Origin of the sequence: Curvibacter delicatus NBRC 14919 (assembly GCF_001592265.1) — a bacterium.
Lineage (GTDB): Bacteria > Pseudomonadota > Gammaproteobacteria > Burkholderiales > Burkholderiaceae_C > Hylemonella > Hylemonella delicata.
On the sequence record NZ_BCWP01000047.1, the window covers coordinates 1 to 19,298 of the forward strand.

General features: G+C 61.7%; 30 protein-coding genes. 21 read left to right on the top strand and 9 right to left on the bottom strand.

The window, feature by feature from the left end; translation table 11 throughout:
* Positions 1-23 precede the first annotated feature (23 nt).
* The 12 genes from rpsJ (at position 24) to CDE01S_RS16255 (ending at position 6,023) form a co-directional block, all read left to right on the top strand.
* The gene (rpsJ, locus tag CDE01S_RS16200; RefSeq protein WP_007838118.1) at positions 24-338 is read left to right on the top strand and encodes a 30S ribosomal protein S10; all 315 of its coding nucleotides are present in this window, start codon (positions 24-26) and stop codon (positions 336-338) included.
* A gap of 198 nt (positions 339-536) precedes the next feature.
* Positions 537-1,217: a 50S ribosomal protein L3 gene (gene rplC / locus CDE01S_RS16205; RefSeq protein WP_066710044.1), complete on the top strand. Its 681-nt coding sequence runs from the start codon at positions 537-539 to the stop codon at positions 1,215-1,217.
* Positions 1,217-1,837, top strand: a complete 621-nt coding sequence (gene rplD, locus CDE01S_RS16210; RefSeq protein WP_066709971.1) for a 50S ribosomal protein L4 — start codon at positions 1,217-1,219, stop codon at positions 1,835-1,837. Before rplC ends, rplD begins: the two co-directional genes overlap by 1 nt.
* Positions 1,834-2,148: a 50S ribosomal protein L23 gene (gene rplW / locus CDE01S_RS16215; RefSeq protein WP_066709973.1), complete on the top strand. Its 315-nt coding sequence runs from the start codon at positions 1,834-1,836 to the stop codon at positions 2,146-2,148. Before rplD ends, rplW begins: the two co-directional genes overlap by 4 nt.
* Before the next feature lie 2 nt (positions 2,149-2,150).
* Complete coding sequence (gene rplB, locus CDE01S_RS16220) at positions 2,151-2,975, top strand: 50S ribosomal protein L2 (RefSeq protein WP_066709975.1); 825 nt, start codon at positions 2,151-2,153, stop codon at positions 2,973-2,975.
* An 11-nt stretch (positions 2,976-2,986) separates the two neighbouring features.
* Positions 2,987-3,265: a 30S ribosomal protein S19 gene (rpsS, locus tag CDE01S_RS16225; protein WP_066709982.1), complete on the top strand. Its 279-nt coding sequence runs from the start codon at positions 2,987-2,989 to the stop codon at positions 3,263-3,265.
* Between the two features lie 11 nt (positions 3,266-3,276).
* Positions 3,277-3,606: a 50S ribosomal protein L22 gene (gene rplV, locus CDE01S_RS16230; protein ID WP_057674139.1), complete on the top strand. Its 330-nt coding sequence runs from the start codon at positions 3,277-3,279 to the stop codon at positions 3,604-3,606.
* 16 nt (positions 3,607-3,622) lie between these two features.
* Positions 3,623-4,510, top strand: coding sequence for a 30S ribosomal protein S3 (rpsC, locus tag CDE01S_RS16235; RefSeq protein WP_066709985.1), 888 nt, complete (start codon positions 3,623-3,625; stop codon positions 4,508-4,510).
* Positions 4,511-4,512: 2 nt separating this feature from the next.
* Positions 4,513-4,929 (top strand): 50S ribosomal protein L16, encoded by a 417-nt coding sequence (rplP, locus tag CDE01S_RS16240; protein ID WP_066709988.1) that lies wholly within the window; start codon positions 4,513-4,515, stop codon positions 4,927-4,929.
* A gap of 16 nt (positions 4,930-4,945) precedes the next feature.
* Positions 4,946-5,140 (top strand): 50S ribosomal protein L29, encoded by a 195-nt coding sequence (gene rpmC, locus CDE01S_RS16245; protein WP_066709990.1) that lies wholly within the window; start codon positions 4,946-4,948, stop codon positions 5,138-5,140.
* 10 nt (positions 5,141-5,150) lie between these two features.
* The gene (gene rpsQ / locus CDE01S_RS16250; RefSeq protein WP_066709993.1) at positions 5,151-5,420 is read left to right on the top strand and encodes a 30S ribosomal protein S17; all 270 of its coding nucleotides are present in this window, start codon (positions 5,151-5,153) and stop codon (positions 5,418-5,420) included.
* A gap of 96 nt (positions 5,421-5,516) precedes the next feature.
* Positions 5,517-6,023, top strand: coding sequence for a peroxiredoxin (locus CDE01S_RS16255; RefSeq protein WP_066710047.1), 507 nt, complete (start codon positions 5,517-5,519; stop codon positions 6,021-6,023).
* A gap of 65 nt (positions 6,024-6,088) precedes the next feature.
* Here the strand turns inward: CDE01S_RS16255 and CDE01S_RS16260 are convergent, their stop codons facing one another.
* Positions 6,089-6,577, bottom strand: a complete 489-nt coding sequence (locus CDE01S_RS16260; protein ID WP_066709995.1) for a GNAT family N-acetyltransferase — start codon at positions 6,575-6,577, stop codon at positions 6,089-6,091.
* A 15-nt stretch (positions 6,578-6,592) separates the two neighbouring features.
* Between CDE01S_RS16260 and CDE01S_RS16265 the strand changes: the two genes are divergently transcribed.
* Complete coding sequence (locus tag CDE01S_RS16265; protein WP_084382946.1) at positions 6,593-7,468, top strand: M48 family metallopeptidase; 876 nt, start codon at positions 6,593-6,595, stop codon at positions 7,466-7,468.
* Here the strand turns inward: CDE01S_RS16265 and CDE01S_RS16270 are convergent.
* The gene (locus CDE01S_RS16270; protein ID WP_066709997.1) at positions 7,462-8,136 is read right to left on the bottom strand and encodes a cytochrome b/b6 domain-containing protein; all 675 of its coding nucleotides are present in this window, start codon (positions 8,134-8,136) and stop codon (positions 7,462-7,464) included. The genes CDE01S_RS16265 and CDE01S_RS16270 overlap by 7 nt on opposite strands.
* 141 nt (positions 8,137-8,277) lie before the next feature.
* On the opposite strand from CDE01S_RS16270, the gene CDE01S_RS16275 reads away from it, so the two are divergent.
* Entirely contained in the window at positions 8,278-8,730 is a 453-nt protein-coding gene (locus tag CDE01S_RS16275) for a c-type cytochrome (RefSeq protein ID WP_066709999.1), read from the top strand.
* A gap of 62 nt (positions 8,731-8,792) precedes the next feature.
* On the opposite strand, the gene CDE01S_RS16280 is transcribed toward CDE01S_RS16275, so the two are convergent.
* On the bottom strand, positions 8,793-9,236 hold the full coding sequence (locus CDE01S_RS16280) for a TlpA family protein disulfide reductase (RefSeq protein ID WP_245636204.1): 444 nt from the start codon (positions 9,234-9,236) through the stop codon (positions 8,793-8,795).
* 69 nt (positions 9,237-9,305) lie between these two features.
* On the opposite strand from CDE01S_RS16280, the gene CDE01S_RS16285 reads away from it, so the two are divergent.
* The 7 genes from CDE01S_RS16285 to CDE01S_RS16315 all read left to right on the top strand — a co-directional run bounded on the left by CDE01S_RS16285 (position 9,306) and on the right by CDE01S_RS16315 (position 14,877).
* Complete coding sequence (locus CDE01S_RS16285) at positions 9,306-10,010, top strand: DUF4197 domain-containing protein (protein ID WP_066710005.1); 705 nt, start codon at positions 9,306-9,308, stop codon at positions 10,008-10,010.
* Between the two features lie 72 nt (positions 10,011-10,082).
* Entirely contained in the window at positions 10,083-10,598 is a 516-nt protein-coding gene (locus CDE01S_RS16290; protein ID WP_066710008.1) for a hypothetical protein, read from the top strand.
* A complete protein-coding gene (locus CDE01S_RS16295) occupies positions 10,595-11,836 on the top strand; it encodes an MFS transporter (RefSeq protein WP_066710011.1) in 1,242 nt (413 codons plus the stop codon). The genes CDE01S_RS16290 and CDE01S_RS16295 overlap by 4 nt, the downstream gene beginning before the upstream one ends.
* Positions 11,833-12,228 carry a PTS sugar transporter subunit IIA gene (locus CDE01S_RS16300; RefSeq protein WP_066710014.1) on the top strand — a complete coding sequence of 132 codons (396 nt, stop codon included), beginning with the start codon at positions 11,833-11,835 and terminating at the stop codon, positions 12,226-12,228. Before CDE01S_RS16295 ends, CDE01S_RS16300 begins: the two co-directional genes overlap by 4 nt.
* A 39-nt stretch (positions 12,229-12,267) precedes the next feature.
* Positions 12,268-12,537, top strand: a complete 270-nt coding sequence (locus CDE01S_RS16305; protein WP_066710017.1) for an HPr family phosphocarrier protein — start codon at positions 12,268-12,270, stop codon at positions 12,535-12,537.
* A gap of 141 nt (positions 12,538-12,678) precedes the next feature.
* On the top strand, positions 12,679-14,448 hold the full coding sequence (ptsP, locus tag CDE01S_RS16310) for a phosphoenolpyruvate--protein phosphotransferase (RefSeq protein ID WP_066710020.1): 1,770 nt from the start codon (positions 12,679-12,681) through the stop codon (positions 14,446-14,448).
* Between the two features lie 81 nt (positions 14,449-14,529).
* Complete coding sequence (locus CDE01S_RS16315; RefSeq protein ID WP_066710023.1) at positions 14,530-14,877, top strand: carboxymuconolactone decarboxylase family protein; 348 nt, start codon at positions 14,530-14,532, stop codon at positions 14,875-14,877.
* An 81-nt stretch (positions 14,878-14,958) separates the two neighbouring features.
* Here the strand turns inward: CDE01S_RS16315 and CDE01S_RS16320 are convergent, their stop codons facing one another.
* The 6 genes from CDE01S_RS16320 to CDE01S_RS16345 all read right to left on the bottom strand — a co-directional run bounded on the left by CDE01S_RS16320 (position 14,959) and on the right by CDE01S_RS16345 (position 19,167).
* On the bottom strand, positions 14,959-15,651 hold the full coding sequence (locus CDE01S_RS16320; protein ID WP_066710026.1) for a class I SAM-dependent methyltransferase: 693 nt from the start codon (positions 15,649-15,651) through the stop codon (positions 14,959-14,961).
* Complete coding sequence (gene lipA / locus CDE01S_RS16325) at positions 15,648-16,640, bottom strand: lipoyl synthase (protein ID WP_066710029.1); 993 nt, start codon at positions 16,638-16,640, stop codon at positions 15,648-15,650. Before lipA ends, CDE01S_RS16320 begins: the two co-directional genes overlap by 4 nt.
* A gap of 15 nt (positions 16,641-16,655) precedes the next feature.
* Positions 16,656-17,339 (bottom strand): lipoyl(octanoyl) transferase LipB, encoded by a 684-nt coding sequence (gene lipB, locus CDE01S_RS16330; RefSeq protein WP_066710032.1) that lies wholly within the window; start codon positions 17,337-17,339, stop codon positions 16,656-16,658.
* Between the two features lie 139 nt (positions 17,340-17,478).
* Positions 17,479-17,781: a YbeD family protein gene (locus CDE01S_RS16335; protein ID WP_066710035.1), complete on the bottom strand. Its 303-nt coding sequence runs from the start codon at positions 17,779-17,781 to the stop codon at positions 17,479-17,481.
* The gene (locus CDE01S_RS16340) at positions 17,778-18,695 is read right to left on the bottom strand and encodes a D-amino acid aminotransferase (protein WP_066710038.1); all 918 of its coding nucleotides are present in this window, start codon (positions 18,693-18,695) and stop codon (positions 17,778-17,780) included. The genes CDE01S_RS16335 and CDE01S_RS16340 overlap by 4 nt, the downstream gene beginning before the upstream one ends.
* Positions 18,696-18,720: 25 nt before the next feature.
* Positions 18,721-19,167: a CopD family protein gene (locus CDE01S_RS16345; RefSeq protein WP_066710042.1), complete on the bottom strand. Its 447-nt coding sequence runs from the start codon at positions 19,165-19,167 to the stop codon at positions 18,721-18,723.
* Positions 19,168-19,298: the final 131 nt, after the last annotated feature.

A 19,298-nucleotide genomic window follows, 5' to 3' on the forward strand; every position in this document is an offset into this window, starting at 1 on the left:
TTCGCAAGCAACAAGGAATTACCATGGCCACCAAGCAAAAAATCCGCATTCGCCTCAAGGCGTTTGACTACAAACTCATCGACCAGTCGGCCGCTGAGATTGTGGATACCGCCAAGCGCACCGGCGCCATCGTCAAGGGCCCGGTGCCCCTGCCGACGCGCATGAAGCGTTTCGACATTCTGCGTTCGCCGCACGTCAACAAGACGAGCCGCGACCAGCTCGAAATCCGCACCCACCAGCGTCTGATGGACATCGTTGACCCGACCGACAAGACGGTCGACGCGTTGATGAAGCTCGATCTGCCTGCTGGCGTGGACGTGGAAATCAAGCTGCAGTAAGTCAAAACGGGATTCCGACGGTTGTCGGGATCCCGAAAAGCTGGGTATGGCGCGGACTTGCCTGAAAAGGCGGTTCGCGTTATACTTCTTGGCTCTGCCGGATTCTGTATTGGATCTGGCGGAGTTTTATTAACCCTCTTTCACGCCAAAACGCTGTAGCCAATTGAAGTTGCAGCGGTGAAAGCCAAGGAGAAAAACATGAGTCTGAGCAACTCCCTCGGGTTGCTGGGCCGCAAGGTGGGCATGATGCGTCTGTTCACCGATGACGGGGACGCAGTGCCCGTCACGGTGGTGGATGTGTCCAACAACCGTGTGACCCAGGTGAAAACCCAAGAGAACGACGGCTACGTTGCCCTGCAGGTGACGTTTGGTTCGCGCAAAGCTTCGCGCGTCACCAAGCCGGAAGCTGGCCACCTTGCCAAGGCAGGTGTTGAAGCCGGTGAAATCATTCAAGAATTCCGTGTCACGCCGGATGCTGCTGCGCAGTACAAGGCTGGTGCGACCGTGCCTGTGACGGCGGTGTTCGCCGTTGGCCAGAAAGTGGACGTGCAAGGCACCTCCATCGGTAAGGGTTACGCCGGTACCATCAAGCGCCACAACTTCAGTTCGCAGCGCGCTTCCCACGGTAACAGCCGTTCGCACAATGTCCCGGGCTCCATCTCGATGGCGCAGGATCCGGGTCGTGTGTTCCCGGGCAAGAAGATGACCGGCCACATGGGCGACGAAACCGTGACCACCCAGAACCTGGATGTGATCCGTATTGACGAAGCACGTCAACTGCTGCTGATCAAGGGCGCGATCCCTGGTTCCGCTGGCGGTTTCGTGACTGTGCGTCCGGCCATCAAGGTCAAAGCCAAGAGCGCGAAAGGAGCGAACTGATGCAGCTCGAACTCCTGAATGACCAAGGCCAGGCTGCTTCCAAGCTGGAAGCCCCTGATACCGTGTTTGGTCGTGAATACAACGAAGATCTGGTTCACCAGATCGTGGTGGCTTTCCAGGCCAACGCGCGTCAAGGCACCCGTGCCCAAAAAGACCGCGAACAGGTCAAGCACTCCACCAAGAAGCCCTTCAAGCAGAAGGGAACCGGCCGTGCTCGTGCAGGTATGACATCCTCGCCGCTGTGGCGCGGGGGCGGTCGTATCTTCCCGAACAGCCCGGAAGAGAACTTCACCCAGAAAATCAACAAGAAGATGTACCGCGCCGGCATGGCGTCGATCTTCTCGCAACTGGCTCGCGAAGGCCGTCTGGCCGTGGTTGACTCCCTCAGGGTCGAGTCTCCCAAGACCAAGGCACTGGCTGCCAAGTTCAAGGCGATGAATCTGGACTCCGTGATGGTGATTGCCGACGAAGTCGACGAAAACCTGTACCTGGCTTCCCGCAATCTGGTGAATGTGCTGGTGGTTGAGCCGCGTTACGCCGATCCGGTGTCGCTGGTTCACTACCGCAAGGTGCTGGTCACCAAGGCTGCTGTGGACAAACTCAAGGAGATGTTCGCATGAGCGCCGTCAAATTTGAAGAAGGTCGTCTGATGCAGGTGCTCGTCGCCCCGATCGTGTCTGAAAAGGCAACGATGGTGGCTGAGAAGAGCAATGCTGTGACGTTCAAGGTGCTGCAGGATGCTACCAAGCCCGAAATCAAGGCCGCTGTGGAATTGATGTTCAAGGTCGAGGTCAAGGCTGTTTCTGTGGTCAACACCAAAGGCAAGACCAAGCGTTTTGGCAAATCCGTCGGCCGTCGCGACAATGTTCGCAAAGCCTATGTGATGCTGAAGCCGGGTCAAGAGCTGAACCTCTCCGGGGAGGCCGCGTAATCATGGCTGTTATCAAGATGAAACCGACTTCGCCGGGCCGTCGTGGCGTGGTGAAGATCTCGCGTGATCACCTGCACAAGGGTGAGGCTTACGCTCCCCTGCTCGAGCCGCAGTTCCAGCAGGCAGGCCGTAACAACAACGGTCACATCACCACCCGTCACAAGGGCGGTGGTCACAAGCACCACTACCGTGTGGTTGACTTCAAGCGCAACAAGGATGCGATTCCGGCCAAGGTCGAGCGCATCGAGTACGACCCGAACCGTTCGGCCCACATCGCCCTGGTGTGCTATGCCGACGGCGAGCGTCGCTACATCATTGCGCCGCGTGGCCTGGAAGTAGGCGCGACCATCATGAGCGGTTCTGAAGCACCGATCCGTGTTGGTAACACCCTGCCGATCCGCAACATTCCCGTGGGCTCGATCATTCACTGCATCGAGCTGCAAGTGGGCAAAGGTGCTCAGGTGGTTCGTTCCGCCGGTGCATCCGCGACCTTGCTGGCTCGCGAAGGTACTTACGCTCAGGTGCGTATGCGCTCGGGTGAAGTGCGCAAGATTCACATTGAATGCCGTGCCACCATTGGCCAGGTTGCCAATGAAGAGCACAGCCTGCGTCAACTCGGCAAGGCCGGTGTGAAGCGCTGGATGGGTATTCGCCCGACCGTTCGCGGTGTGGTGATGAACCCGGTGGATCACCCCCATGGTGGTGGTGAAGGTAAGACCGGCGAGGGCCGTCATCCTGTCGATCCTTGGGGTAATCTGACCAAGGGTTACCGTACCCGCAACAACAAGCGCACACAAGTGATGATTGTGTCGCGTCGTAAGAAGTAAGGGGAACGCAAATGACTCGCTCTCTTAAAAAGGGTCCATTTGTGGACCATCACCTGGTGGCCAAGGCTGACAAGGCCGTGACCTCCAAGGATAAAAAGCCGATCAAGACCTGGTCGCGTCGCTCCATGATCCTGCCCGAGTTCATCGGCTTGACCATCGCGGTGCACAACGGCAAGCAGCACGTGCCGGTCTATATCACCGACCAAATGGTGGGCCACAAGTTGGGTGAGTTCGCACTCACTCGTACTTTCAAGGGTCACCCTGCGGACAAAAAAGTCCAGAAGAAATAAGGAGGTTGACCATGGAAACACGTGCAACCCTTCGTGGCGTTCGCCTGTCGGTCGACAAAGGCCGTCTGGTCGCCGATCTGATCCGCGGCAAGAAAGTGGACCAAGCCCTGAACATCCTGCAATTCACGCAGAAAAAAGCTGCCGTGATCATCAAGAAGGTTCTGGAGTCCGCGATTGCCAATGCCGAGCACAACGACGGTGCCGATATCGACGAACTGAAGGTCAAGACCATCTACGTCGAGCAGGGCACTACGCTCAAGCGCTTTACCGCGCGCGCCAAAGGCCGCGGCAACCGTATCAGCAAGCCCACGTGCCATGTGTACGTGACGGTGGGCAACTGAAAGAGGTCTGGAAGATATGGGACAAAAAATCAACCCCACCGGCTTTCGCCTCGCGGTCAGCCGCAACTGGGCTTCTCGCTGGTACGCCAACAACCGTGACTTTGCCGGCATGCTGGCAGAAGACATCAAGGTGCGCGAGTACCTGAAGACCAAGCTGAAGAACGCTTCGGTGTCGCGCGTTCTGATCGAGCGTCCGGCCAAGAACGCCCGCATCACGATTTTCTCGGCTCGTCCGGGCGTCGTGATCGGCAAGAAAGGCGAGGACATCGAGAACCTGAAGCGCGAACTCGGCAAGCAGCTGGGTGTGCCGGTCGCCGTCAACATCGAAGAAGTGCGCAAGCCCGAAATCGATGCCAAGCTGATCGCCGACAGCATTACGCAGCAGCTCGAGAAGCGCATCATGTTCCGCCGCGCCATGAAGCGCGCCATGCAGAACGCCATGCGTCTGGGTGCCCTGGGCATCAAGATCATGTCGTCTGGCCGTCTGAACGGCATCGAGATCGCCCGTACCGAGTGGTACCGCGAAGGTCGTGTGCCGCTGCACACCCTGCGCGCCGACATCGACTACGGCACCTCCGAAGCCAAGACCACCTACGGTGTAATCGGCGTCAAGGTGTGGGTCTACAAGGGCGATACGCTGGGTCGTAATGACCTGCCGGCCGTCGAGACCCCGCGTCCTGATGAAGAGCGTCGCCCCCGTGGCCCGCGTCGCGATGCCCGTCCTGGTTCTGACCGTCCCGCTCCGCGCGGTGCACGCCGTCCGGCCGGTGGCAACGTTGCGCCTGCTGATGGCAGCGACAAACCCGCAGAGGCCACTGGTGCCGATGCCCCGAAAACCGCCGTTAAGCGCGTCCGCAAAGTCGCCGCGCCAGCTGCAGCAGCTGACGGCGCCAAAGGAGAATAAACATGCTGCAACCTGCACGTAGAAAATACCGCAAGGAGCAAAAAGGCCGCAACACGGGTATCGCTACCCGTGGCAGCACCGTGGCTTTTGGCGACTTCGGCCTGAAATGTACCGATCGCGGCCGTCTGACGGCGCGCCAGATCGAATCGGCTCGTCGTGCGATTTCGCGTCACGTCAAGCGCGGCGGCCGCATCTGGATCCGTGTGTTCCCCGACAAGCCGATTTCCCAGAAGCCTGCTGAAGTGCGTATGGGTAACGGTAAAGGTAACCCGGAGTATTACGTGGCTGAAATTCAGCCCGGCAAGATCGTGTTCGAGATCGTCGGCGTGCCCGAAGAACTCGCTCGCGAGGCTTTCCGTCTGGCCGCTGCCAAGCTGCCGCTGCGTACCACCTTTGTCAGCCGCATGATCGGCCAGTAATCAGGAGAATGAAGAAATGAAAGCTGCTGAACTGCGCCAGAAAGACGTTGCCGGCCTGGAAGCGGAAGTCAAAGAGCTGCAAAAAGCCCACTTTGGCCTGCGCATGCAAAAAGCCACGCAACAGCTGAACAACACGTCCACGCTGCGCACGACCCGTCGTGCCATCGCTCGTGCCAAGACCATTCTTGCTGAAAAGCAAGCCGCCAAATAAGGAGCACTGAATGACGGAAGCTAAAAAATCCCTCAAGCGCACCTTGATTGGCAAGGTGGTCAGCGACAAGCGCGCAAAGACTGTGACCGTGCTGGTCGAGCGTCGTGTCAAGCACGAGCTCTACGGCAAGATCGTGGCCAAATCGAGCAAGTACCACGCCCATGATGAAAAGGGTGAGTACAAACTGGGTGATGTCATCGAGATCACCGAAAGCAAGCCGATTTCCAAGACCAAGAACTGGGTTGCCACCCGTTTGGTTGAAAAGGCTGCTGCGGTCTAAGCCCTTTGCAGCACTCGCTGCAGGACTGAAAAAAACGGCTCACAATGTGAGCCGTTTTTGTTTTTTCAGACAACTTTTCAACACGAGGAGCGCAAGATGATCAAAGTCGGTGACACCCTTCCCGCCGCCACCCTGATGGAGTACTCGGAGGTCGAGGGCAATGGCTGCAGCATCGGTCCCAATCCGGTTGACGTGAGCAAGGCCGTTGCGGGCAAGACGATTGCCATCTTCGGCCTGCCGGGGGCCTATACGCCGACCTGCTCAGCCAAGCATGTGCCAGGTTATGTCGAGAAGTTCAACGAACTCAAGGCTGCCGGTGTGGATGAAATCTGGTGTGTCAGCGTCAATGACGCCTTTGTCATGGGCGCCTGGGCCCGCGACCAGAAAACCGAAGGCAAGGTGCGCATGCTGGCCGATGGCAGCGCTGATTTCGCCAAGGCGACGGGGCTGACCCTGGATCTGACGGCGCGCGGCATGGGGTTGCGCAGCAACCGTTATTCCATGCTGGTGAAGAATGGAAAAGTGGCGACCCTCAATATCGAGGGGCCTGGCAAGTTTGAAGTGAGTGGCGCTGATACGTTGCTGGCACAAGCAAAGGCTTGAACAACGCAGGCTCAATGAAAAGACCGCTGATTGGCTTCAGCGGTCTTTTCATTTGAGACGTGCAATTACAGCGTGGCCTTGAGGTAGTGCGCGCCAGCTATTGGGTTGTGGTAGTAGGGTGGGATCTCCTCAAACCCAAGGTCTTCGTAGAGGGTGCGCGCGGCCTCCATGTCGTCCAGTGTGTCGAGCAGAACATAGTCGTAGCCGGCGATGCGGGCGGCATCCATGATGGCGTCAGCCAGCTGGCGGCCGACGCCCAGTCCGCGAAAGGCGGAGCGGACATAGAGCCGCTTCATCTCACAGGCATTGGAGTAGTCCACGGTGTCCATGGGGCGCAGGGCGCAACAACCGGCAACGACGCCATCAACAGTGGCCATCAGCAACGCACCGCGTGGCTCGGCGTACTCACCAGGCAGCGTGGCAAGCTCCTGGTCAAAACCCTGAAAGCACAGGTCGACTTTGAGGCTCGCGGCATACTCGCGGAAAATGTCTCGCACGGTGTCGAGTTCATCCGCAGTTCGCGGGGTGACGATGTCAATGGATTTGGTATTCACAGCAAAGCACAGGGCATGAGTTCAAAGTTTAGCGTCAATTACGGGCAGCAACCCAGGCAAGGACGGCATCGTCAATACCGTCTGGCGCTGGCGTTTGCATTGGGTATCTTGGTCAGCGCCTGCCAGACAGTACAAACCACGCAACCGGGGACCGTCGGCATCACGCGTCAGCAGAGCATGGCGGTCAGTGCGCAGGAAATCGATGCGGCATCGGCCCAGGCCTACACCAAGCAGGTGCAGGAGGCTGCGCGCAAGCAACAGCTGAATCGCGATCCGGCGATGGTGGCGCGGGTGCAGGGCATTGCGCGCAAGCTGATCGCGCAAACACCGGTGTTTCGTCAAGACGCACGAAGCTGGCGGTGGGAAATCAACGTGTTTCAAAGCGAGGAGGTCAATGCCTTTTGCATGGCCGGCGGCAAGATCGGCGTTTATGCCGGTCTCATCAACCAACTGCAGTTGACGGACAACGAGCTGGCGGCGGTGATGGGGCATGAAATTGCCCATGCCTTGCGCGAGCACGTGCGTGAGCAGGTGTCACTGCAATATGCGGCCCAGTTGCCGGGTCTTCTGTTGGCGATCACGACAGGCAGCCGTGCCCTGGGGCAACTGGGCGATATCGTGAGCGACGTGACATTGAGCTTGCCACACAGCCGGGAGGCTGAAGTGGAGGCGGACCAGATGGGGGTGGAGTTGGCCGCACGCGCGGGTTACGACCCGCGTGCCGCAACGACGCTGTGGCAGAAAATGATGCGCTCAGGCGGTGGTCGGCCACCAGAATTCCTCAGCACGCACCCCAATCCTGAGGCCCGGGTGCAGGACCTGGCGCGTATCGCGGAGCTGGTCATGCCGCTTTACCGGCAAAGCCTGCTGCGCCAGCCGTCGGCTCAATAAGCGACCGGTGCCAGCTTCAGGAGCAAGGTGACCAGGCCGGCGCAGACGGCGAGCAATACGATGGCAAGCAATCGTGCACGCGCATCGTCGCGCGAAGATGGCTGCGCTTGCTCGACCTCCTTGTCGCCCAGCAGCATGGGGCGGATCAGATTCTGGCGCTTGCGCAAGACATAGAAAAGAATGGCCGCCACGTGCAGGGCAACCAGCACAATGAGCACCAGCTTGCCGACGCTATGGTGATACCAAGTGGCCTGGCTCACCCAACTGCCCGGGACCAGGCTGGTCAACGGACCGCTGGAGGCGATTTCATCATCGCTGATGAGGCCGGTCGCAACTTGAAGCAACAGAAAAAACAGCAAGGCGAATACCGAACCGGCACCCAGTGGGTTGTGCCCGGTGCTGAGTTCGGGTCCGCCCTGGCCGCGCAGATAGCGCAGCAGGGTCGATGGCGCGTAGAGGAAGGTGGCGAAGCGCGACCAGTGGCCGCCGACCAGGCCCCAAGCCAGACGGAACAGGAGCAAGGTCAGCACCACATAACCAAGGCGGAAGTGCCAGTCCATGGCAGGGCCGCCAATCTGGCCGGTAGCAACCAGGGCAATGACACAGGCGGCGAGTGTCCAGTGAAAAACGCGGGTGGGGAGGTCCCATACTCTGACTTTGTGTGTCATGTGAAAGCCTTGTTGTTGAAAACAGCGGGGCAGGGGTGCTGATTGGTATTTTCCCTGAGATGGCGAAAAAGGCAGAACTTTTGATACGGCGCTAGACTCCTTAGCGGGTCAGTGTCCACCCTCAACCCAACAAGGAACAACATGAAAGCACTCAGCCTCCTCATTCTCGCGGGCGCCGCATTCGGATTCGCCGGTTCGGCCTCGGCGCAATTCGCCAAACCGGACGACGCGATCAAGTACCGCAAGAGCGCCTTGTTCGTGATGCAACAGCATTTCGCCCGCATTGGTGCGATGGCCGCCGGCAAAGTTCCGTTTGATGCCAAGGCGGCAGCTGACAACGCAGCCATTGCAGAGAGCATGTCCAAACTGCCATGGGCAGCTTTCGGCGAAGGCACCGACAAGGGTGACACCAAAGCCAAGCCGGAGATCTGGAAAGAGCAGGCCAAATTCAAGGCCGATGCCGACAAGCTGCAGCTGGAAATGGGCAAGTTGGCTGCAGCCGCCAAGACCGGCAACCTTGACAGCATCAAGACGGCTGTCAACGCGACGTCGGGCACCTGCAAGGCGTGCCATGACGACTTCCGCGCCAAGTAAGCAGTCACGCCAACAACAAAAAGGGCGGCTCACAGAGCCGCCCTTTTTGTTGGGGAAAGTCTTCAAGCCTGTGCCAGCAATTCCTCGATCAGGCGATGCAGCTCGGCGAAGTCCGGCTCGCCAATGTAGCGCTTCACGATCTCGCCACGCTTGTTGACGATGTAGGTGGTTGGCGTCAGACGCACATCACCCCAGGCCTTGGCCACGGTGCCCGTGTTGTCAATGGCCACCTGGAACGGCAGCTTGCGTGTTTCCGCAAAGTTCACCACGTAGCTGGGTGGGTCATAGCTCATGGCGACCGCCAGGGTGTCGAAGCCGCGGGCGTGGTACTTGTCATGCGTAGCGATGATCTTGGGCATCTCGGCCACACAGGTGGTGCAGCTGGTCGCCCAGAAGTTCACCAGTGTGACCCGCCCCTTGAGGTCGGCCGTGCTTTTCTTGGAACCGTCGAGCAGCACGAAGGTGGAGTCGGGTGCGGTACTGATGCTCGTGCTCTGGAACATCATCCAGGCCGAGGCCACGACCACCAAGAATGCGGCAAGATAGAGTGCACGTTTCATAGCTGGGGAACTTTCATGGATCGTCGCGAGTTTAATTCCGTTTGGATGCCGGTGCTGGGCGCGTGCCTTGGTCTGTCAGGCGGAGCGGCGCAGGCCATGTCCTTGGCGGATCTCAGTCAGGGCGAAGCTTCTCAAGGGTTGAAAACAGCGTTGGAGCAGGGGGCCAAGGCTGCGGTTCTGCAGTTGGGCCAACCCAATGGATTCCTCGGCAACGAAAAAGTTCGCATTCCTTTGCCCGGCTACCTCAATGAGGCGGCAACACTGTTGCGGACCCTGGGGCAAGGCCAGCAGCTGGACGAGTTGGTGACTGCCATGAACCGTGCGGCAGAAGCCGCTGTGCCGCAGGCGCGTGATTTGCTGCTGGGGGCGGTGCGCAGCATGGGGATCGAGGATGCCAAGAAGATTCTCAGTGGTGGCGACACGTCCGTCACCACCTTTTTTGCCGAAAAAACACGCACACCGCTGGGCCAGAAATTCCTGCCGGTGGTCACGCGCAGCACTGAAAAGCTGGGCTTGGCGAACAAATACAACCAGATTGCGGGCCGGGCGGCGGAATTGGGGCTGGTGGGGCGGGATGCGGCCAGCATCCAGCAGTACGTCACCGGCAAAGCGCTGGATGGGCTGTATTTCGTGATCGGTGAAGAGGAGCGCAAGATCCGGCGCGATCCGGTGGGCAGCGGCAGTGCCGTGCTGAGCAAGGTATTTGGTGCGCTGAAATAAAGAGGCAACCCCATAACGGGCGACCAGTGCCCGGCATGCAAATGCGATGAAGGCTGCCGCGATAATCGGTGAATGCGACGTACCCTTAGCGCTTTCATGCTCAGCAGTGTCCTGCTGGCGGCCTGCAGCCCGGCGCTGAATTGGCGCGAAGTCCGCTTCGATGGCGGACTCAAGGCCTTGTTGCCCTGCAAGCCCGACCACGGCAGCCGCCAGATGCCGCTGGCTGGCAAGATGGTCGAGATGCAGATGGTGGGCTGTGAAGCAGCTGGTGCCATGTTTGCCGTGGCCCATGTCGAGCTCGACGATGCGAGCGAGGTGGACGCGGCGCAGACGGCCTGGCAGGCCGCCATGCTGGCGAACATGCAGGCGGCCGGTTCGCAGTTGGAGACCTACAAACCTAAAGGTGCGGCGACAGCGCCGAAGCCTGTGCGGTTGACGGCCCAGGGGCGCCGCGCCGACGGTAAGGCCGTGGTGGCGCAGGGCGCGTGGTTCTCGCAAGGAAAACACCTTTATCACGCGGTCATTTATGCCGATAAGGTGGGGGCGGATGTGGCCGAGCCTTACTTTTCAGGATTCGAGTTTCAATGAGCATGTTGTCGCGGCGCACCGCGGTGGTGGTCTTTCTGACTTTCGCCTTTGCCTATTTCTTTTCGGCCTTGATCCGGGCCATCACGGCGACGCTGTCGCCGACACTGACACAGGAGTTCGCGCTCAGTGCGCGCGATCTGGGGTTGCTGGCCGGCGGCTATTTCCTGGGGTTTTCTGCCATGCAATTGCCGCTCGGGAACTGGTTGGACCGTCACGGTCCGAAAAAAGTGATCCTGAGTTTCCTGGCGATGGCGGTGGCGGGCTGTCTGGCGTTCTCATGGGCCACCAGTTTCGGGGGGCTGTTGCTGGCCCGCATCCTGTGTGGCGCCGGTTTGGGGGCTTGTCTGATGGCCCCGCTGACAGGTTATCGCCGCTGGTTCAGTGCAACCACGCAGCTGCGTGCCAATTCATGGATGCTGATGACCGGCTCCATGGGCATGGTGGCAGCCACCTTGCCGGTGCAGTGGCTCATGCCGCTGCTGGGCTGGCGGCCGCTCTTCTGGGGCCTGGCCGGCCTGACCGTGCTGGCCATGGTGGTGATCGCCTGGCAGGTGCCCGCCTGGCAGGCACAATCGCCCGCAGTGGGTCAAGCCCCAGCCAAACGCAGTTACGCGGAAGTCTGGCGCCATCCTTATTTCCGCAAGATGACGCCGATCGGGTTCTTCAATTACGGCGGCATGGTGGCGATCCAGACCTTGTGGGCTGTGCCGTGGATGATCCGGGTGGCCGGCTACACGCCGGTGCAGGCGGCCACCGGCCTGTTCTGGATCAATGTGGCCATGCTGGTTGCTTTCTGGGCGTGGGGGCTGATCAACCCCCGGCTGGCGCGACGCGGCCTCCATGTCGACCGCCTGATCACCTGGGGCGCACCTTTCAGTTTGCTGTTGCTGGCCGTCATCTGCCTCGCGGGCGATGCGCTGTCGTCGTCAACCGGTCTGGTGCTGGCGCTGTTCTGCGTCAGCAGCACATTCATTTCACTGGCGCAACCGGCGGTGGGCATGGCGTTTCCGCCCGAGTTGGCAGGCCGGGCGCTGTCAGCCTACAACCTGGTCATTTTTGCCGGCATCTTCATGATGCAGTGGGGCATCGGCTTGCTGGTCGATGGCTTGCAGGCGCTGGGCTGGTCGCCGGCTCGGGCGTTTCAGGGGGCGCTGGCTGTTTTTCTCACATTGTGTATGGCTTCTTACATGTATTTCCTGGTGGCAAAAAGCCATAATGGGGCATCCACTGTCTCATGAACAACGGCATTTTCATCATCGCCCATGCCCCGCTGGCCAGTGCACTGCGCCAGTGCGTTGCGCACGTCTTTCCGGAGCGGGTCGACGATGTGCTGGCGTTCGATGTGCCCGCTGATGCCTCCGCACAGGAGAGCCTGACTGCGGCGCGGCAGGCGGTCACAGCCAAGTTTGCTGGAGCCCCCGTCTTGCTGCTGACGGATGTCATGGGGGCAACGCCCTGCAATGTGGCGCGGCAATTGCTGGGGAACGTACAGGCCCGGCTGGTGGCTGGCGTGAATCTGCCCATGTTGCTGCGCGCGGTGACGTACCAGCACGAACCGATTGATGAGTTGACGGCACGTGCCGTCAGCGGTGGCAGCCAGGGCGTGATGCAGGTGGCTGCCAGTGTGTAAGCGAGCAGGACGAAGAAAAGAACAACGAGGACAGAAAGAATGATCAAGGCCAGTGCGACCATCAGCAACAAGCTCGGGCTGCATGCTCGCGCTTCAGCCAAACTCACCAAGCTGGCGGGCAGCTTTCCCTGCGAGATCTGGATTGCACGTGGCGAGCGCCGCGTGAATGCCAAAAGCATCATGGGGGTGATGATGCTGGCCGCCGGCATCGGCACCACGGTGGAGCTCGATGCCGAGGGTGACCGCGCGCAGGAGGCGGTCGATGCCATGGTGGCCCTGATCAACGACAAGTTCGGGGAAGGGGAGTGACATGTTGACCCCCACGGTCCCCCACTGCGTGTGGCTCCCTGCCCCCACTGGGCGGGACGGGGGCCGCGTTTCGCCCGCACACGCGAAGCGCGGGTCTTGCCACGCGGGCGGCCCGGCGACGGAACAGTCAGTGGTGAAGCCATGACGTTTTCCATCCACGGGCTGGCGGTTGCGCGCGGCATTGCCATCGGGCGTGCCGTGCTGGTGGCCTCCAGCCGCGTGGATGTGGCGCATTACTTCATCGATCCGGCCCAGATCGAAAGCGAAATCGACCGCGTCCGCAGCGGACGCAATGCCGTGGTGGAGGAAATCCATCGCCTGCAGCAGACCATCTCGCAGCTGGGGCCGAAGGACGCGCCCAACGAGTTGCGGGCGCTGCTGGACGTGCACCTGATGATGCTGCAGGACGAGGAGCTGATCGGCGGCGTCAAGCACTGGATTCAAGACCGCCTCTACAACGCCGAATGGGCGCTGACCACCCAGCTGGAGATGGTGGCGCGCCAGTTCGACGAGATGGAGGACGAGTACCTGCGTGAGCGCAAAGCCGACCTGGAGCAGATCACCGAGAAGGTGCTGCGCGCCATGCAGGGTGTTGCCTCGCCGACCCTTCCCACGGTGGTGCGCAGTGGGCGCAAGCCGGCACAGCAGGATCTGCAGCTCGATGACACCGACGTGCCGCTGGTGCTGATCGCGCATGAGCTGTCACCTTCCGACATGCTGCAGTTCAAGCAGGGCGTGTTCGCCGGCTTCGTGACCGATGTGGGCGGCAAGACCTCGCACACCGCCATCGTGGCGCGCAGCATGGACATTCCGGCCGTGGTGGGCGCGCGGACGGCCAGCCAGCTGGTGCGGCAGGACGACTGGGTCATCATCGATGGCGACGCCGGTGTCGTCATCGTCGATCCCTCGCCCATCATCCTGGCCGAGTACGGTTACAAGCAACGCCAGGTGGAGCTCGAACGCAGCCGCCTGGGGCGCCTGCTCAATACACCGGCCATCACGCTGGATGGCGAGCGGGTGGAGCTGTTGGCCAACATCGAGATGCCGGAAGACGCACCGGCCGCCATGCGGGCGGGTGCGGTGGGCGTCGGCCTGTTCCGCAGCGAATTCCTTTTCATGGGGCGCCAGAGCCAGCTGCCTGATGAAGAAGAGCAGTACCAGGCCTACCGGCGTGCGGTGGAAGGCATGAACGGCCTGCCGGTCACCATCCGTACGGTGGACGTCGGGGCGGACAAGCCGATGGACGGCAACCTGCCTGAGACGGCTTACCTCAACCCGGCGCTGGGGCTGCGCGCCATCCGCTGGAGCCTGGCCGATCCAGCCATGTTCCTGACCCAATTGCGTGCCATCCTGCGTGCAGCGGCGCATGGTCCGGTCAAGATGCTGATCCCGATGCTGGCGCACCTGAGCGAGATTCGCCAGACCCTGGCGCTGATCGAGCAGGCACGCGCTGAACTGACGCGCGACGGACACACGTTTGGCGCCGTGCAGTTGGGCGCCATGATCGAGATTCCCGCGGCGGCGCTGATGCTCAAGACCTTTTTGCGCCATTTCGATTACCTGTCCATCGGCACCAACGACCTGATCCAGTACACCCTGGCCATTGACCGTGCCGACGAATCGGTCGCCCACCTCTATGACCCGCTGCACCCGGCGGTGCTGCGTCTGGTGGCCGACACCATTGCCGAATGCCGCGCCCAAGGCAAAGAGGTCAGCGTGTGTGGTGAGATGGCAGGCGACATTGCCATGACACGCCTGCTGCTGGGCCTCGGCCTGCGCAGCTTCTCCATGCACCCGGCGCAGATCCTGGCGGTCAAGCAGGAGGTGCTGCGTGCCGACACCAGCAAGCTCGCGCCTTGGGCGCAGGCGGTGCTGGTGCATGACGAGCCCGCCTCGCTGCTGGCCGGCTGATCTAGTCGATTGCGCTGCATCAAGCCCGCTGCTCCGGTAGGGTTGCAAACTCCGTGGGGTATCAACTACCGTAGTTTTTTCATGAGCACGTTTGATCACGCCGGCCTGATCCAGGACATCAATGAATGCCTGGCGCCCTTTCGCAAGGCGCAACCCGACGCCATGGCCGGTTTTGGCCAGTTGGCGCGCGCGTCCATGGCGGAGGGCGCACTGAGCACCAAACACAAGGAACTGATGGCCTTGGCCATCGGTGTAACGCAGCGTTGTTCCGGCTGCATTGGTTTTCATGTCAAGGCGCTACGCAAGCTTGACTGCACGCGCGCCGAACTCGAAGAGATGCTGGCGGTCTGCGTCTACATGGGTGGCGGCCCGGCGCTGATGTACGCCGCCGAGGCGATCAAGGCCTGGGACGCCATGACGCCCGCTTGATTCAGCATGAAATCGGGCTCAAGCCCTTGCTGAATATGCGCGTCAAGCTATCTATTTTGTAGCAAACAGGCGTTGCGCCGCTTAACACCTGCGCAGCAGGTTGATGCGCATCGGCCGCACAAAGTGGGCACCATCGGCTGTCATGTGCGGCTCGAAGCGTGCGCGCACCGCGGCCAGTGTGGCGGCATCGAGCCGGTGCGTGACGAAGGTCACGCCGATCATGCGCTGCTCGAACTCGGCAAAGTCGCGGTAATGCACCGGGGTCTCGAAGAAGACCTCGTCCACCTGCTCCCAGGCGCCGGAGGCCACGGCCCGTTGCACTGCGGCCAGCGCGGCGGCGCGCACCACCTCCTCGTCGTGGAACAGGCGCATCACCTCGTTGAGCGCGCCGGCAAACACCGGTTCCGACACATAGAGCAGGCCTTGTGGCCGCAGTACACGGTGCACTTCGGCCAGCGCCTGGTCCAGCAGGTCCAGCGGCACGTGGTGCAGCGACTTCAGCATCAGTGCCAGGTCGAAACTGCCGTCGGCAAACGGAATCGCCTGGGCGCCGGCTTGTACGAAATGCAGGCGCTCTTGCGGCTTCAGCCGGTTCTTCGCCATCTGGCGTTCATCGACCTCCAGGCCGGTGACGGTACTGGCTGGGTAGCGCTGCAGCAGTTGGCGCGACAGGTGGGCCGCACCGCAGCCCAGTTCGATGATGCGCGGGTGCTGTGGCAGGTCGGCCAGCGACTGCAACAGTTCGAGTTCGTCGGTGACCAGGCGTGTGCTCATCGCGCCAGGCTCGCGGCGTGTGCCTGCTGGTCGGCGTGGTACGAACTGCGCACCATGGCGCCCACCGCGGCATGGGTGAAGCCCATCTTGTAGGCCTCTTCCTCGAACATCTTGAAGGTGTCCGGGTGCACATAGCGCTTGACCGGCAGGTGCGAATTGGACGGCGCGAGGTACTGGCCGATGGTCAGCATCTCGATGTTGTGCGCCCGCATGTCGCGCATCGTCTCGAGAATTTCTTCATCGGTCTCGCCCAAGCCCACCATCAGGCCGCTCTTGGTCGGCACGTTGGGGAACAGGGCCTTGAACTTCTTCAGCAGGTTGAGCGAGAACTGGTAGTCGCTGCCCGGGCGGGCCTGTTTGTACAGGCGCGGCACGGTTTCCAGGTTGTGGTTCATCACGTCCGGCGGCGCGGCCTTCAGGATTTCCAGCGCGCGGTCATCACGGCCACGGAAGTCGGGCACCAGTACCTCGATCTGCGTGCCGGGCGAGAGCTCGCGCGTCTTGCAGATGCACTCCACAAAGTGGCCGGCGCCGCCGTCGCGCAGGTCGTCGCGGTCCACGCTGGTGATCACCACGTACTTCAGTTTCAGCGCGGCGATGGTCTTGGCCAGGTTCTCCGGCTCGTTCACGTCGAGCGGGTCCGGGCGGCCGTGGCCGACGTCGCAGAACGGGCAGCGGCGTGTGCACTTGTCGCCCATGATCATGAAGGTGGCCGTGCCCTTGCCGAAGCATTCGCCGATGTTGGGGCAGCTGGCTTCCTCGCACACCGTCACCAGCTTGTTGGTGCGCAGGATGTCCTTGATTTCATAGAAGCGTGTGGTGGGCGAACCGGCCTTGACACGGATCCATTCCGGCTTCTTCAACACCTCGCCTGCCTCCACCTTGACCGGGATGCGCGAGAGCTTGGCGGCGGCCTTCTGTTTGGCCGACGGGTCGTAGTTGTCGACAGTTTGTGCTTCGCGGACCGTGCTGGATTCGGGGGTGCTCATGGTGTGGGGCGGCGCTCAAGGCGCCAGATAAGTAACGAGTTTCTGGCTCAAGACGTGGGCGGCATCCGTCCAGTCGACGGATACCCCGATTGTAGAAAGGTCCACGGTTTGCAGCCCGGCATAACCGCAAGGGTTGATGCGCGAGTAGGGTTCCAGGTCCATGGCCACGTTGAGCGCCACGCCGTGGTAGGTGCAGTTGCGGCTGACCTTGATGCCCAAGGCGGCGATCTTGCCCAGGCCGGTGAAATCGGGCGCCTGGACGAGTGTGGATTTCTGCGGCCGCTGCGGCAGCGCGGCGTGCGAGGCCGGATCGGCCAGCCGTACATAGATACCGGGGGCGCCGGCCACACGGTGGCCGGTGACGCCGAAGTGCGCCAGCGTCCTGATGACGGCTTCCTCAACGCGGTAGACGTATTCCTTGACGAAGTAGCCGGCACGCTTGAGGTCGATCAGCGGGTAGGCCACCACCTGGCCCGGGCCGTGGTAGGTCACCTGGCCGCCGCGGTTGGTGGCCACCACGGGGATGTCGCCCGGCACCAGCACATGGTCGGCCTGGCCGGCCAAGCCTTGCGTGAACACCGGCGGGTGCTCGCAGATCCAGAGTTCGTCCTCTGTGTCGGCCGTGCGCGCGGCGGTGAAGGCCTGCATGGCGGCATAGGTGGGCAGGTATTCCACTCGGCCCAAGAAGTGCGTATCCATTCAAAGTCCTGTCAATGCCCGGCGTTGGTACGGGGGCACGCGCGGAACTGGCTCTGCCAGGCCGCCGAGTGCGCCCCCTCCGCGCAGCAGGAGGGGGTGGTGCAGCGAACGAAGGGCGCGTAGCCTGGGGGAGGCATCTTCAAAGCACCACTTTAACCATCGGGTGGGTCGACAGCGTGCGGTACAGCTCGTCGAGCTGCTCACGGCTGGTGGCTGTGATGGTGATGGTGATGCCGAGGTAGTTGCCGCCCTTGCTCTCGCGCAACTCGATGGTGCTGGCGTCGAACACCGGGTCGAAGGCATGCGCGATCGTGGTCACGGCATGGACGAAGCCGTCCACCTTGTCGCCCATGACCTTGATCGGGAAGCGGCAGGGGTATTCGATCAGCGTGTCGGCACGCGGGTTGCCGCCAGGGGCGGCGGACGAGGGGGGCTGGCTCATGACGATGGGTTCTCCGTGCGGGGATGGCACTGTTCGTTGCGCGATCGGGTCTTGATCGCCTGGTAGCCGGCATACAGCCGTGCATAAAGGGGGCCGGGCTGGCCGCTGCCCACGGGCTGGCCGTCGATGCGGCAAACAGGCAGCACCTCCTTGGTGGCTGAACTCAGCAGCACCTCGTCGGCCGCCAGTACTTCGGCGCGGCTGATGCGGCGCAACGCCAGCGGGATGCCCTGCGTGCGGCAGATCTCCTCCAGCAGGGCGTAGCGGATGCCTTCAAGCACCAGGTTGTCTTTGGGCGGGCCCATGAGGATGCCGTCCTTCACCACCCAGACGTTGCTGGCGGCGGCTTCGCTCAGGAAACCGTCGCGGAACATGATGGTCTCGGCCGCACCGGCGTCGACACTGATCTGGCGCGCCAGCACGGCGCCCAGCAGGCTCACGCTCTTGATATGGGCCTTCTGCCAGCGGAAGTCGTCGGCGGTGACGCAGGCCACGCCGTCGCGGCGCTGTTCCGCCGTCGGCGCCTTCAGGGCATTGCTGAGGACGAATACCGTGGGTGTCAGGCCCTCGATCATGGCGTGGTCGCGCAGCGCCACGCCGCGCGTCACCTGGATGTACACCATTTGATCAATGTTTTCGACCTTGGCGCCCGTGGATGCGGCGTAACCAGCTATCAGTTTCGTAGCAATCTCGTGCCACTGCGCCCGTGTGTTCGGGTTCGGAATGCGCAGCTCGGCCAGGCTGCGCTCCAGGCGTGCCATGTGCTGCTCGAAGCAGAACAGGCAGCCGCCATAGACCGGCAGCACTTCATAGACGCCGTCGCCAAAGATGAAGCCGCGGTCCATGACGCTGATCTTGGCGTCCGGCAGCAGCGTGTAGTCGCCGTTGAGGTAGCAGGGCAGGGGCGGCAGCATGACGGGGATGTGGCGCGGAGCGCGTTCAGGCCAGGAAGGTGACGGCGGCCAGCGCCAGCCAGCCCAACCAGAAATTCACGGTCACCAGCAGGGCGATCTGGTTGGCGCGCCGGCCGCCTTCGGGCCAGTCGGCGGCGGCCAGCGCCGCCTGCAGGCGCCGATAGGGGGCGAAATAGAGGTGGCCGAAGATCAGGCACATCAGCACGCCGATGCCGGCCATCAGGTGCCAGCCGATCGGCATCGCCAGTGAGCCGGCCTGGCTCATCATGAAACCGCCGCTGAGCAGCAGCAGCAGGACGGCGCCCCACACCAGCGTGAAGAAACGGCGCAGCACGCCGGCCAGCAGTGGCAGGCGCTGCGGTGGCGGCAACAGCTCGCCCAGGGCCGGACGCAGGGCGATCAGCATGAAGGTCATGCCACCGAGCCAGACAATGGCAGAAACCAGATGCAGGAACTTGATGGCGGTATACATAGATGGGGCGGTGTGTGGGTTGATCCGTGTCGGCTCTTGGCCGACGTCATTGCCTGCCGGCGGGCAAAAGTCTTTTGACAGATTTTTCCTGTCTCTTCAGTCGGGAATGATCTGAGATAGGGATATTACTT

Coding starts and splice junctions, on each gene's coding strand:
- CDE01S_RS16335 (WP_066710035.1), bottom strand. CDS start 17,781: ATGAGCCAGCCCCCCTCGTCCGCCGCCCCTGGCGGCAACCCGCGTGCC.
- rplB (WP_066709975.1), top strand. CDS start 2,151: ATGGCTGTTATCAAGATGAAACCGACTTCGCCGGGCCGTCGTGGCGTG.
- rpsS (WP_066709982.1), top strand. CDS start 2,987: ATGACTCGCTCTCTTAAAAAGGGTCCATTTGTGGACCATCACCTGGTG.
- CDE01S_RS16285 (WP_066710005.1), top strand. CDS start 9,306: ATGGATCGTCGCGAGTTTAATTCCGTTTGGATGCCGGTGCTGGGCGCG.
- CDE01S_RS16295 (WP_066710011.1), top strand. CDS start 10,595: ATGAGCATGTTGTCGCGGCGCACCGCGGTGGTGGTCTTTCTGACTTTC.
- rpsC (WP_066709985.1), top strand. CDS start 3,623: ATGGGACAAAAAATCAACCCCACCGGCTTTCGCCTCGCGGTCAGCCGC.
- CDE01S_RS16340 (WP_066710038.1), bottom strand. CDS start 18,695: ATGCTGCCGCCCCTGCCCTGCTACCTCAACGGCGACTACACGCTGCTG.
- rplD (WP_066709971.1), top strand. CDS start 1,217: ATGCAGCTCGAACTCCTGAATGACCAAGGCCAGGCTGCTTCCAAGCTG.
- lipA (WP_066710029.1), bottom strand. CDS start 16,640: ATGAGCACCCCCGAATCCAGCACGGTCCGCGAAGCACAAACTGTCGAC.
- rpmC (WP_066709990.1), top strand. CDS start 4,946: ATGAAAGCTGCTGAACTGCGCCAGAAAGACGTTGCCGGCCTGGAAGCG.
- rpsQ (WP_066709993.1), top strand. CDS start 5,151: ATGACGGAAGCTAAAAAATCCCTCAAGCGCACCTTGATTGGCAAGGTG.
- CDE01S_RS16255 (WP_066710047.1), top strand. CDS start 5,517: ATGATCAAAGTCGGTGACACCCTTCCCGCCGCCACCCTGATGGAGTAC.
- ptsP (WP_066710020.1), top strand. CDS start 12,679: ATGACGTTTTCCATCCACGGGCTGGCGGTTGCGCGCGGCATTGCCATC.
- CDE01S_RS16315 (WP_066710023.1), top strand. CDS start 14,530: ATGAGCACGTTTGATCACGCCGGCCTGATCCAGGACATCAATGAATGC.
- rplC (WP_066710044.1), top strand. CDS start 537: ATGAGTCTGAGCAACTCCCTCGGGTTGCTGGGCCGCAAGGTGGGCATG.
- CDE01S_RS16265 (WP_084382946.1), top strand. CDS start 6,593: ATGAGTTCAAAGTTTAGCGTCAATTACGGGCAGCAACCCAGGCAAGGA.
- CDE01S_RS16290 (WP_066710008.1), top strand. CDS start 10,083: ATGCGACGTACCCTTAGCGCTTTCATGCTCAGCAGTGTCCTGCTGGCG.
- rplV (WP_057674139.1), top strand. CDS start 3,277: ATGGAAACACGTGCAACCCTTCGTGGCGTTCGCCTGTCGGTCGACAAA.
- rpsJ (WP_007838118.1), top strand. CDS start 24: ATGGCCACCAAGCAAAAAATCCGCATTCGCCTCAAGGCGTTTGACTAC.
- lipB (WP_066710032.1), bottom strand. CDS start 17,339: ATGGATACGCACTTCTTGGGCCGAGTGGAATACCTGCCCACCTATGCC.
- CDE01S_RS16305 (WP_066710017.1), top strand. CDS start 12,268: ATGATCAAGGCCAGTGCGACCATCAGCAACAAGCTCGGGCTGCATGCT.
- rplP (WP_066709988.1), top strand. CDS start 4,513: ATGCTGCAACCTGCACGTAGAAAATACCGCAAGGAGCAAAAAGGCCGC.
- CDE01S_RS16280 (WP_245636204.1), bottom strand. CDS start 9,236: ATGATGTTCCAGAGCACGAGCATCAGTACCGCACCCGACTCCACCTTC.
- CDE01S_RS16345 (WP_066710042.1), bottom strand. CDS start 19,167: ATGTATACCGCCATCAAGTTCCTGCATCTGGTTTCTGCCATTGTCTGG.
- CDE01S_RS16275 (WP_066709999.1), top strand. CDS start 8,278: ATGAAAGCACTCAGCCTCCTCATTCTCGCGGGCGCCGCATTCGGATTC.
- CDE01S_RS16300 (WP_066710014.1), top strand. CDS start 11,833: ATGAACAACGGCATTTTCATCATCGCCCATGCCCCGCTGGCCAGTGCA.
- CDE01S_RS16270 (WP_066709997.1), bottom strand. CDS start 8,136: ATGACACACAAAGTCAGAGTATGGGACCTCCCCACCCGCGTTTTTCAC.
- CDE01S_RS16320 (WP_066710026.1), bottom strand. CDS start 15,651: ATGAGCACACGCCTGGTCACCGACGAACTCGAACTGTTGCAGTCGCTG.
- rplW (WP_066709973.1), top strand. CDS start 1,834: ATGAGCGCCGTCAAATTTGAAGAAGGTCGTCTGATGCAGGTGCTCGTC.